The following is a 12,065-nucleotide window of genomic DNA, read 5'->3' on the forward strand; positions in this document are numbered from 1 at the left end:
CTCTGAAGCTTTGCGTAGACACATTATGGATAAATGTCAAGTTTGTTCCGAAGATACTGTATACTTCTTCATCAAATTTTAATCTTTTATGCAATATAGGGTAGATTAAATCTATTAACTTCACATATCGCTGTTGTTGTAATTTTTAAGAGACAAGAGTAAAATTTCGGCAACAAGCTTTTGTAGATTTAAACTCGGAGAATAAGAATCAATTTCTAAATAAAGCTTTTCTGGATTTATAGAAATTTACGCTATCAAACGTACATTAGTAAGTAATAATTCTTCAAACTCCGTGACTGGTAAAGGATGACTTAACAGATAACCTTGTGTTTTATCGAATTTAAGCGCTCTTACAATATTTAATTCTGCTTTAGTTTCTACACCTTCAGCAACTACTTGTAGGTTGAGGTTATGAGCCATTTCAACAATTCCCTTAGTTATTACTGACTTTTGTCTATCTTTATCAATATTATGGATAAAGTAATGGTCTATTTTTAAAGTATCTATTGGCAGTTGCTTTAAATGAAGAAGAGAGCAACGACCAGTACCAAAATCATCAATAGAAAGTTTCAAGCCATGCGATCGCAATTCTTGCATTCTATTAATTGCTGTATTCATATCCTGTCCGATCATCCTTTCTGTAACTTCTAACTCTAGGGAAGACGGATGCAAATCATTTTCTACCAACGATTTAAGTAATTTTGAAACGAAATCTGGCTGAATTAATTGATTGACTGAGATATTTATCGTAGCATAGAAATTTTTATAACCGGCATCTTGCCATATTTTCGTTTGGTTACAGACATTGTGGATTAACCATTCTCCAATTGGAATAATTAAACCCGTCGATTCGGCTAAAGGAATTAATTCACCAGGAGAAATTAGACCTAATTCTGAACTTTGCCAACGAACTAAACTTTCAGCACCAACTATTAAGCCAGAACTAGTGTCAACAATTGGTTGATAATGAGCTTGGAATTCTCTTAATTTTCTATGCGCTAAAGTTCTAAGTAAGCAACTTTTTAAAATTTGAAGCTCTGGTAAAAAGCTATCAGACTTTTTCTGATTATTAGAGGTATATTTGATGTTATTTTTTTGCTTTTCTAATCGACTCTTGATTGCGCTTAAGAGTTCGGAGCGGGTAAATGGTTTGGTAAGATAGTCATCAGCACCCAAGTCCATACCTGTACGTACATCAGCCTTAGCAGTTCTAGCTGTCAGAAATATAAATGGAATAGTTGCTGTATTTGCTTGTAAGTTTAGTTTTTTTAGAACTTCATAACCATCAATATTTGGCATCATTAAATCGCACAAAATCAAATCAGGAACTTCAGAAACTGCTAAATCTAGACCAATTTTTCCGTTAGCCGCTGCTAGAGTTTCAAAACTTTCGGCTTCTAATAAATCCAAGATATTCTCACGTACTGATGCTTCGTCTTCAATTACTAATATTTTAGCCATGATTTTTTTGACAAATTGATTATTGTTTTTGCTTGATAACTGAAATTAATGATTAATACTTTCTTAGCTAAATTCTCTTAGCTAAATATTTATACCCAAAATCTTTAATTCATCATGGCATAAGGTTTTGATAAACTTGATTTCTCTTTATTTCTATTGTATTTAAACTTTAAAAAAATTGTAATGTTAATTCTTGTTAATATATATATTTTAACAGCAACTTTATAACGGAATTGCAACCGTAAACTTCGTACCTACTCCAATTTCGCTTTTGACACTTATCTCGCCTTGCAGCATATCTACACACTTTTTGACAATCGATAATCCCAATCCCGTACCCGAAATATTACTTACATTTTTGCATCTATGAAAAGAATTGAATAAGGATGATAACTCTTCTGAAGGAATACCTATACCTTGATCTTCAATTTCAAATATCGCTCGTTTGTTGTGAGAATAAAGAGTAAACTTAACAGTATTTCCAGCGTTTGAATATTTAATTGCATTGGAAAGCAAGTTATTCAAAATATGTCCAACTGTTCTTTCATCAATTAATCCGATTAATGTTGTATTATTAGTCAGAAAATTAATAGTTATATCTGGTTGTTGCTCAGAAGCATTTTTGATCAAGTCTCTCTTCATATTCTTGTCTCTCAAAATTAATTGTAGCTTGAGTATAAATGCTGAAAGATAGGTTTATTTTTTATACTAAATATATGGAAATTATCTAAATAGACAAGCACGGGCAATAGAAGAAGCAGAAAAAGTCGTAACAAAAAAACCGCAACCATTACTTGCTTTGCCTTACACGATGGTTGCGGTAAAAGTTGCTCGGTTACAAAAACCGTAACGAAGCATTCAAAACTAATTATCTATGCATTGCTAGGTTCTACCAAATTCTCAATTCCTTGAGTAACTTTGGCTGATTCGATTTTGTCTCCTTGCTTAATTTTTTCCAAAATTTCTTTACCTTCGGTGACATAACCAAAGACAGAATAACGTCCATCTAATAAGTTGCGTCCAGCAGGAGTAAGTTCGGGTTCAAACAGAAAGAAGAAAAATTGGGAAGAACCTCCGTTAACTTCAGTTTCAGGACGAGCCATTGCAACTGCACCGTAAGCAGAGAAAGGTAAAACTGGCATTTCGGTGTAAAGTCCAGCTTCTTCGAGAGTAATACCGTACATTGGTTCTTTATCTCCTTCCACAAGCACTTCCATCGGAATTGCGCGGTATTCCCCTGTTTTAGGGTCAATAAAACCTACATCTTTACCCGGTGGATCTCCAGCTTGCAGTACATAAAAATCTTCTGCACGTAAGAATTCTAAGCCATCGTAAAAACCTCGCTGCACCAAATCAACAAAGTTTCCAGCAGTAACAGGAGCGCTGTAACCATCTAAAACAACTTCAACATCTCCTTTAGTAGTTTTTACTTCTACGGTGGCACGTCCTTTTAATTGAGGTAAATTACTGTATTCTGCGGGAACTTCATAAGGAAAAGCCGTCACCATCGATTCTTCAAGCTTACTTACCAAATCCAAAAGCTTGGCTCGTTCGATCCAAGTATCATCTTTATCTTTAGTTTTCGCTACTTCTTGCAGCTTTTCCACACCAGTTTGCAATTCGTTAATCCAAACAGAAGCTTGCTGTTGATTTTCTTGGGGAACGCTTGCTAATATTTTCTCCGGTTTGCTAAGAACTCGCGAAGCCGTTTTTAAGTCATTCTTAATAGCTCTCCAGCGTCGGTTAGCTCTTAATTGGGTAGCAATATCTTCCAAGCTTTTCTGCAATTTCCGCACTGGTTCATTCTCTATTGGAAGCGCATACCGTAATAAAGCTTTACCATCGGTAATCGCATTTCCTGCCGGTAAAGCAGCAATACTGGAGGAAGTCCATCCAGTCGTACTTATCCCTATAAATACCGCTACCAGTAGCAACGTAATTAGACTATTCTTCAAAGAAGATTTTAATAAGTTGAGCATGGAATCTAATAATGCAACATCAATTTGTTTAGATTTTGTCGTAACCTATCAATAATCTTCCCACAGCAGAGTAAGCAGAGGAAGTGCACTCAGCAGAGCAAGCGAAAATGGTATCAAGTGTCTAAGATTAATAAAATGGACGTATATATTTGGGTAAAAGCCTATAACGAATATTAACTACCCATTAAAATTGATAATATTTGCCCAAAAACAAGTTCAAAATTGGAGTCTTAAAAAATCATCAATGAGCAACGATAAAAACAGTCAAGGTTACAAAGTAATTGCTGACAACCGTCAAGCCCGTTATTTATACGAAATACTGGAAACTTACGAAGCTGGAATTCAGCTAACGGGAACCGAAGTCAAGTCTATCCGCGCTGGTAAAGCCAACCTTCAAGATGGCTATGCACTAATTCGCGATAACGAAGCGTGGCTGCTAAACGTACATATTGCACCCTACAACGCTAGCGGACAATACTTTAATCACGAACCCCGTCGAAGCCGCAAACTTCTACTTCATCGCGACGAAATTCGCAAGCTGATTGGAAAAACCGAACAGCAAGGTTTGACTTTAGTACCTTTAAAAATGTACTTGAAAAGCGGTTGGGTAAAAATCAGTATAGCCCTTGGTAAAGGTAAGAAAATCCACGACAAGCGAGAAACCATCAAGAAACGTCAAGATCAGCGTGAAATGCAGCGTGCTATGAAGAATTATTAAGGTAGGGAGTAGGGAATGGGGAACAGGCAACAGGGAATAGGGAATGGGAAATGGGGTTAATAAGTGGGTGTACAAAATTATTTGTGTCATTGCGAGCGACAGGGGATCTTTCTCAAAATGTTGCGGTTGCTTCGTTTCACTCCGTTCAACTCGCAATGACAAATGCACAATTAATTTTGCCGAAGTACTTAATGAGAAGAATAATGTAGGTTTTGAATCTAAAATCTAAAATCTAAAACAAAAGCATCCGTTGTTAAAATCCCAAACAAAAACATCTGTTGTTAAAATCCAAAATCGGTTGAGCTATTCCACAAGATAGCTATGCCAAATTGATGTATCTTCATTACTCCCTGGAGGAAGCAGCAATCTCCAGCTTTTGCCTTCTTTTTGAAGTTGTAGGTAAATGTCAAATATTTTTTGCGGTTGCTCTATACTTCGTTTTGGCAATTTCAAATTTAAATCGTAAGTTCCTCGCATTCGGAAAGCTGGTAAATGCTCAACCGTCATCAGCTTCCGTTGCTTAATTGATAAATGATTGATTTCAAGTTCGCTAAAATCCAAATTTAACTTTTGGCTCAACTGCTGTTGCGTCTCCTGCAAAGAATACGCGATCGCCTTTTTGACTAAATGTTTATTCGGTGATGGCGTACCAAAACTGCAAGCCGTCAATAACACCAGTAAAATCATCGTTAAAACCAGTTTTACCATTTTATTTAGGAGTTCTGAGTTAAGAGTTAGGAGTTAAGTTGTATTTTACTAACGTCTAAGATGCCCGCACAAAAAGGTTTTCATTAAAATAAAATAATGAAAATAAAGATTTTTAGCTTATGAATTAGAACTTAAAAATCATATACCGCTACAAGTCCCCTTGTCTCCCCATCCCCCAATCTCCTTCACTGATAACTGATAACTGATAACTGAATTCCATGCAAATAAAAGAAATTGGCGAACAAGGACTTTTAAAAATATTGCAGCGCTTCTGTCCTCCAGATATTATCGGAGATGATGGAGCAGTATTACCAACCGCTGCCGAAAAATCTTTGGTAGTAACGACAGATGTATTAATTGATAAAGTTCACTTCAGCGAAACTACTACTTCTCCGTCAGATGTCGGTTGGCGAGCAGCGGCTGCAAATCTTTCCGACCTAGCTGCAATGGGAGCTTCACCGTTAGGTATTACCGTTGGCTTAGCACTTCCCGGAGATACTGCCGTTGATTGGGTAGAAAACTTATACCAAGGAATGACCCAATGCTTACAAGAACATAATACCCCGATTGTTGGCGGTGACATAGTGCGATCGCCAGTTATAACTGTAGCGATTACGGCTTTCGGAGAAGTTTCTCCACAGCATATTATTCGTCGCGATCGAGCCAAGGTGGGAAATGCAATTGTCATTACGGGTTGTCATGGGGCTTCTCGTGGAGGTTTGGAATTGTTGCTAAATCCCGATTTAAAAACAAGTCTGAGCGCATACGATCGGGAGGCTTTAATTAAAGCACATCAACGACCAAAACCACGCTTGGATGTTTTACCAATTCTCTGGGAAATCGTAGATTCCTATTCTGTCGTAAATATCTGTGGAATGGATAGCAGCGATGGTTTAGCAGATGCAATTTTACAAGTTTGCCAATGCAGTCAAGTTGGTGCAGTTATTGAAGCATCTGAGATTCCCTTACATAAAGCTTTTGAAAATTGGCTAACACCTGAACTTGCTTTAGAATATGCTCTTTATGGTGGCGAAGATTTTGAACTGCTCATGTGCTTACCCCAACAAGCGGCAAGTGCATTAGTACAAAAACTCGGTAATAGTGCAGCAGTAATTGGAACTATTACCGGCAGCGATCGAGTGTTGTTGCACGATAAATACAAGAAAATCCCCGACCAAGTTTTAAACTTAAATCGGGGATTTCAACATTTTACGGATTAAAAGCCAAAATTAGTTATTCCATTTCTGAGCAACCAATTCAGCCAAATCAACAACGCGCTGAGAGTAACCCCACTCGTTGTCGTACCAAGCCATAACCTTAACCATGTCGCCACCCAGAACCATTGTCAGGCTGGCATCTACAATCGAAGAGGTATCGCTACCTTTGTAATCGGATGATACTAAAGGCAAATCGCTATAACCTAAAAACCCTTTTAGTTCGTTTTCAGAAGCATTTTTGAAAGCTTGGTTGAGTTCTTCAGCAATGGTAGGTTTCTCAACTTGGACTACGAAATCTACCATCGAAACGTTAGGCGTAGGAACTCGCAATGCTACACCATTCAGTTTTCCTTTCAAGGCTGGTAAAACTAATGCTACTGCTTTTGCCGCACCAGTAGAAGTCGGTACAATATTCATTGCCGCTGCTCTTGCACGTCGCACATCTCGGTGAGAAGCGTCAAGTAAACGTTGATCTCCCGTGTAGCTGTGAGTGGTAGTCATAGTACCTTTGATGATACCAAACTTTTCATCTAACACTTTAGCTATAGGAGCCAAGCAGTTAGTGGTACAGCTAGCATTACTAACCACGTCATACTTGGAAGGATCGTAATCTTGGTGATTTACTCCCATTACGAAAGTACCAATGTTACCGCCCTTTCCAGGAGCCGTAATTAAAACTTTTTTAGCTCCAGCCTTAATGTGCTTTCTTGCCCCATCTTCAGTGACAAACACCCCTGTTGATTCGATCACAAGGTCAATATCCCACTCTTTCCAGGGCAAGTTTTCTGGATTACGGTCAGATACACATTTGATTGTTTTACCTTTTACTGTAATGGAGTTATCATCAGCTGAAATGTCAGCATTTTTTAAATTGCCTAGCATCGTGTCATACGTCAGCAAATGAGCATTGGTTCTGGGGTCTGAGGTATCGTTAATAGCAACAACTTCAAGGTTACTATTTTCTCTCGTCATCCAACAACGCATAAAATTACGTCCGATGCGACCGAAACCATTAATTGCAACTCTAACCACAGGTCTTGCCCTCTGTATTTATGTCTAAACAGCGCTTATTTATGACCTCGATCATATCGCAAAGGGGGAGTATTAATAACTATGGAGCGTTAGATTCCTAAAAAAATTGATAAATTATCCCGATTAGCTGCTGCAAACACCGAGATTAGCGATATGGGTTTTAACAAATTCCGCAACTAAGCTCTAAAACAAATTAGTAAATTAAACGTAAGTTACGAATATTACTTGACGGAACTCTTTCTAAAGGGGTATGTATTAATTGCCAGCACATGGTAATTACGCGAACGCCCAGTTGTTGCTCTAGTTGCTTGCGGATTGAGTCGGATTGAGTTATATTCACACCACTTGAGAATAGAACTGCACTTAGCAAATTACACGCGGAGTGTTAATTACGAGCGCCTGAAGAACGCAATGTTGGTTAGAAAAATACTACTAAGTGCGGTTTGATGATAGTTGTATTTAGATACAAAGAACTATTTTTTGGCTTGCTTAATAGTGGCAGTAGATAATTAAATTAATTGTTTGCTATCTGTAACGAAATACAAAAAGGGCACTATGATTTTAGTCGCTTATAAGAAGCAAAATCTATATCCGAATTTTCATTTAACTATAGTAGAGGTTATAAGTTAATCAGAATTCGGATACTTAAATTTCCTTTTTGCTCTGTAGATTAAAACAAAGTTGTTTCGACTACATAAAAATCTTTGTCTTTTATTCGTACTTCTTGTCAAAGTGATTTTTCTCAAATTCATATATATGAATTTTATCTAGATGCAAATCTTCTTTCACCTGCTTCAGGTAATATTGTAAACAATTACTTTTTCTAATTGACAATGATGTATTGTGAATTACAATTGTTTATTTCCAGATTGTGCTTCTATTCTCAGAAGAAACATAATAATAGTTTGGAAAGAGAAAAAAATGCCATCTGGGGTTAAAATCTTTTTGAACAACTTTCATTGAATGCAACAAATTCAATATTTAAGTATGAAGTAAAATATACAAGGTTATTATCAGTACGAGTACAATTAACTGTACGATTCGCGTGTTAAAAGTGTTAACGGTGTGGTGTGGTGTCAGAGGAAAATAAGATGGTAAATGCAGTAGATTTTAACGGTAGACCATTTCATTTCATTGGTGTAGGCGGTATAGGTATGTCAGCTTTGGCATATATACTTGCTCAAAAAGGCTTTTGTGTTAGTGGTTCAGATGTTCGTCCAAATCATATTACTCACAAGCTCGAATCGATTGGAGTTAGTTTTTTTGGTAGACAAGAAGCAGCTAATCTGGAATTTTTTAACGGAAAATATGTATCGGCAGAATTAACAAGCGGGGGCAAATATACGACACCCCAAGTAGTTTGTTCTACCGCAATTAATGCGAACAATTCTGAATATAAAGCAGCATTAGAAAAAGGCTGCCCAATATTCCACCGTTCTGATATATTGGCAGCATTAATATCCCAGTACAATAGTATTGCTGTTGCGGGAACTCATGGTAAAACAACCACTAGCAGCATGATTGGTTATATGCTGCTCAAAGCAGGTGTTGACCCAACAATTATTGTCGGTGGCGAAGTAAAAGCTTGGGAGGGTAATGCTCGCCTGGGACAAAGCCCTTATTTAGTTGCGGAAGCGGATGAATCAGATGGTTCTTTGGTTAAGCATTCCCCAGAGATTGGAATTATTACCAATATAGAATTAGATCATCCAGACCACTACGATACATTGGATCAAGTAATAGATATCTTTAAGACATTTACTAGCCAGTGCAAAACTTTAGTAGCTTGTATTGATTGCGAAACCGTGCGCGATCGCTTTCAACCCGATATCAGTTACAGTCTCTCGCCAGATAGCGGTGCCGATTACTATGCAACAAATATTGACTATCGTGCCGACGGTACTACAGCTCTAGTTTGGGAAAAAGGTATTGCTTTAGGAGTGTTGAACTTAAGCGTATTAGGTCATCATAACTTGAGTAACGCTTTAGCAGCAGTAGCCATAGGTAGACAGTTAGGTTTAGAGTTTGGCGAAATTGCTAGAGGCTTAGCTACTTTTGAAGGTGCCAGACGACGCTTCGAGTTTCGAGGAGAAGTTGACGGAATTACTTTTATAGATGATTACGCCCATCACCCTAGCGAACTCAGCGCCACATTAGCTGCTGCAAGATTGCAAGCAAGACCTGGACAACGAGTCGTTGCAATATTCCAACCTCATCGTTATAGCCGCACGCACAAATTTTTAGCTGAATTTGCAGCATCTTTTAGCCATGCGGATTTAGTCCTGTTGACCGATATCTATAGTGCAGGTGAACCAAATACTGGTTTAATCAGTGGCGAACAACTAACCGCACAAGTAGCGAAAAATCATTCTAATGTAGAGTATCGCCCAACTTTAGCCGGTGTTAGCGAGTACTTGGAGAAAAATTTGCGTCCGGGAGATTTAGCACTATTCCTCGGTGCTGGAAACTTGAACCAAACAATTCCCTTGGTTTTAGACTCTCTTCGGCAACCGGCACAAGCCACATCCTAATAAGAAAGACTAACCGACATAGGGTTCTTACTTTAAATATTCTCTGTGTCGGACAAGCGCTTAGTTGCTCAATTTTAAAGCCGTATGATTACGGTAGCCTCGCATTAAAATCTATTCAATACTGGCAAATATGATTATTTCCCAGGCGGCTGCGAATGTTCGTAAATCCAATGACACTACCAATCGAAGAGAAATGAAAGTGCAAGAGAAGAAAGAAGGAATCGCTTTAAAGGGTAATGACTGCATTATCAAGCCCAAAGTTTCTTTATCTTCCTACACATCCTATCGGGTTGGTGGCCCAGCAGAATGGTTTATTGCCCCCCGTTCGTTAGAATCTTTGCAAGCTAGCGTCGAATATGCAAAAGAACACGAACTAGCAATCACAGTACTTGGTGCTGGTTCTAACTTGTTAGTCAGCGATAAGGGCATACCGGGTTTGGTTATCGCTACTCGCCATATGCGTCATAGCTATTTTGAATCCGGAACTGGTAGGGTAACATTTGCGGCCGGAGAATCAATTCCTGCTTTAGCATCCGCAGTCGCAGAACATGGTTGGGAAGGTTTTGAATGGGCGGTTGGCATTCCAGGAACCATCGGTGGTGCCGTAGTCATGAATGCTGGAGCGCATAATAGCTGTATTGCAGATATCTTAGTCAGCGCTGAGGTACTAACTGAGGATGGTACTTTAAAAACTTTAACTTGTGAAGAATTAAACTACAGCTATCGTACTTCCGTACTGCAAGGAAGCAATTTAATAGTTACCCAAGCAACTTTGCAGCTTCAGCCCGGTGCAGATCCAGCATTAGTCATGGCAAAAACTAAGCAACACAAAAAACATCGGCTAGCTACCCAACCTTATCATTTACCTAGTTGTGGCAGCGTTTTTCGCAATCCTAAACCTCATTCCGCAGGTAAGTTAATTGAATCAACTGGTCTTAAAGGCTTTAAAATTGGTCAAGCACAGGTAGCGCAACTCCATGCTAACTTTATAGTTAATTGTGGTGGAGCTACTGCCAACGATGTTTTCAATCTTATTCGTCACGTCCAGCAGCAAGTACAAGAGCGCTGGTCAATTGGGTTACACCCAGAAGTCAAAATGTTGGGAGAGTTTCAAGTTGTTTAATTTAAGCAATTACTCGTAGATAGTTGGAAAATATGGATTATTGATTTAAGATTGAGTCAAAAAATCCTGAATATCCGATTTCCACCACACTTGGGGTGCATTACACCAATATAAAAAACTATCAAATTACACGACGCATCTATAATTGAATTTGATTTGTTATTCAAAGCACACGCTTACTATTTATTATGGCAGAAAAAGGACAAGGATTTGGCTTTGGTTTAGGAAAAATGAAGGAACTAGCTGAAGCCTTCAAAAAAGCCCAGCAAGTTCAAGAAGGAGCCAAACAACTCCAAGAAGAATTGGAGCAAATGGAAATCCAGGGGGAATCTGGTGGTGGAATGGTAAAAGTGATTCTTAGTGGAAACCAAGAACCCAAACGAGTAGAAATTTCTCCCGATGCGATGAATGAAGGAGCAGAAGTACTCTCCGATTTAGTTACAGCAGCAATGACAGATGCCTACAATAAGTCCACTGCCACCATGCGCGATCGCATGGAAGATTTGACCAGCGGACTGGAACTTCCCGGTTTTTGATTTTTGATCTTTGATCTTTGATTAAAGCTTGCATCGGCATTCTAAAATGCCAGAAACTGCAAAACTTTGAACGGGAATATTCGCGCTCATTATGGCTTATAAGCTGCTATTTGTCTGCTTGGGTAACATTTGTCGTTCGCCAACCGCAGAAAATGTGATGAATCACCTGGTAGAAAAAGCTGGTTTAAGTAATTCTATTGTGTGTGATTCTGCCGGAACATCAAGTTATCACATCGGTAGTCCCCCAGATGCTCGCATGAGTGCTGCTGCGAATAATCTTTTAGGATTTAAACTTCGCGGGAATGCACGAGCCTTTGAATCATCGGATTTTGAAAATTTCGATTTGATTTTGGCTATGGACAAGGAGAATTATCGCGATATTCTTTCTATGGATTCGAGCGGGGAATATCAAGACAAAGTGCGCTTGATGTGTGACTATTGCCGCAGTCACTCTCTTAAAGAAGTTCCAGATCCCTATTACGGTGGAACGGAAGGCTTTAATCAAGTTGTAAATTTGCTTGTTGATGCTTGTGGAGGTCTTTTAGAAGATGTCCGCACTACGTAAGTAAATTTGTAGCAAATCAAAATTAAATCTCAATTCATAGTTAAGAGTTATCAGTTATAACTCTTAACTTTTTAGTTTTTAGGGAATGGGGAGTTGGGAGTTAGGAATTAGGAATTGGTAATTGGAGTGCGTTAGCGCAGCGTGTCTCCTTGTCTCCCAATCTCCCAATCTCCCCATCTCCCCATCTTTCCATCT

Annotated in this window: 11 protein-coding genes; 6 read left to right on the forward strand and 5 right to left on the reverse strand. The window is 38.5% G+C overall.

Features of this window, described 5'->3' with window-relative positions:
* Positions 1 to 246: 246 nt before the first annotated feature.
* From ACM03V_RS05630 to ACM03V_RS05640, 3 genes are all read right to left on the reverse strand, one after another.
* On the reverse strand, positions 247 to 1,461 hold the full coding sequence (locus ACM03V_RS05630; protein WP_414619776.1) for an EAL domain-containing protein: 1,215 nt from the start codon (positions 1,459 to 1,461) through the stop codon (positions 247 to 249).
* Between the two features lie 222 nt (positions 1,462 to 1,683).
* Positions 1,684 to 2,103, reverse strand: a complete 420-nt coding sequence (locus ACM03V_RS05635; protein WP_414619777.1) for a sensor histidine kinase — start codon at positions 2,101 to 2,103, stop codon at positions 1,684 to 1,686.
* Positions 2,104 to 2,333: 230 nt separating this feature from the next.
* The gene (locus tag ACM03V_RS05640; RefSeq protein ID WP_414619778.1) at positions 2,334 to 3,440 is read right to left on the reverse strand and encodes a peptidylprolyl isomerase; all 1,107 of its coding nucleotides are present in this window, start codon (positions 3,438 to 3,440) and stop codon (positions 2,334 to 2,336) included.
* A gap of 244 nt (positions 3,441 to 3,684) precedes the next feature.
* Here ACM03V_RS05640 and smpB point away from each other — a divergent pair, with 244 nt between their 5' ends.
* Positions 3,685 to 4,158: an SsrA-binding protein SmpB gene (gene smpB / locus ACM03V_RS05645; protein ID WP_414619779.1), complete on the forward strand. Its 474-nt coding sequence runs from the start codon at positions 3,685 to 3,687 to the stop codon at positions 4,156 to 4,158.
* Positions 4,159 to 4,461: 303 nt separating this feature from the next.
* Here the strand turns inward: smpB and ACM03V_RS05650 are convergent, their stop codons facing one another.
* Positions 4,462 to 4,866, reverse strand: a complete 405-nt coding sequence (locus tag ACM03V_RS05650) for a hypothetical protein (RefSeq protein WP_414619780.1) — start codon at positions 4,864 to 4,866, stop codon at positions 4,462 to 4,464.
* A gap of 218 nt (positions 4,867 to 5,084) precedes the next feature.
* Between ACM03V_RS05650 and thiL the strand changes: the two genes are divergently transcribed.
* Positions 5,085 to 6,086 carry a thiamine-phosphate kinase gene (gene thiL / locus ACM03V_RS05655; protein ID WP_414619781.1) on the forward strand — a complete coding sequence of 334 codons (1,002 nt, stop codon included), beginning with the start codon at positions 5,085 to 5,087 and terminating at the stop codon, positions 6,084 to 6,086.
* 9 nt (positions 6,087 to 6,095) lie between these two features.
* Here thiL and ACM03V_RS05660 read toward each other — a convergent pair whose 3' ends face one another.
* Positions 6,096 to 7,115 (reverse strand): type I glyceraldehyde-3-phosphate dehydrogenase, encoded by a 1,020-nt coding sequence (locus ACM03V_RS05660; protein ID WP_414619782.1) that lies wholly within the window; start codon positions 7,113 to 7,115, stop codon positions 6,096 to 6,098.
* Between the two features lie 1,091 nt (positions 7,116 to 8,206).
* On the opposite strand from ACM03V_RS05660, the gene murC reads away from it, so the two are divergent.
* From murC to ACM03V_RS05680, 4 genes are all read left to right on the forward strand, one after another.
* Positions 8,207 to 9,646, forward strand: a complete 1,440-nt coding sequence (gene murC, locus ACM03V_RS05665) for a UDP-N-acetylmuramate--L-alanine ligase (protein ID WP_414619783.1) — start codon at positions 8,207 to 8,209, stop codon at positions 9,644 to 9,646.
* 130 nt (positions 9,647 to 9,776) lie between these two features.
* On the forward strand, positions 9,777 to 10,769 hold the full coding sequence (gene murB, locus ACM03V_RS05670; RefSeq protein ID WP_414619784.1) for a UDP-N-acetylmuramate dehydrogenase: 993 nt from the start codon (positions 9,777 to 9,779) through the stop codon (positions 10,767 to 10,769).
* Positions 10,770 to 10,957: 188 nt separating this feature from the next.
* A complete protein-coding gene (locus tag ACM03V_RS05675; RefSeq protein WP_414619785.1) occupies positions 10,958 to 11,305 on the forward strand; it encodes a YbaB/EbfC family nucleoid-associated protein in 348 nt (115 codons plus the stop codon).
* Positions 11,306 to 11,396: 91 nt separating this feature from the next.
* Positions 11,397 to 11,870, forward strand: a complete 474-nt coding sequence (locus ACM03V_RS05680; protein ID WP_414619786.1) for a low molecular weight protein-tyrosine-phosphatase — start codon at positions 11,397 to 11,399, stop codon at positions 11,868 to 11,870.
* Positions 11,871 to 12,065 lie beyond the last annotated feature (195 nt).

The organism is Calothrix sp. CCY 0018 (genome assembly GCF_963920925.1).
Classification (GTDB): Bacteria; Cyanobacteriota; Cyanobacteriia; order Cyanobacteriales; family Nostocaceae; genus Rivularia.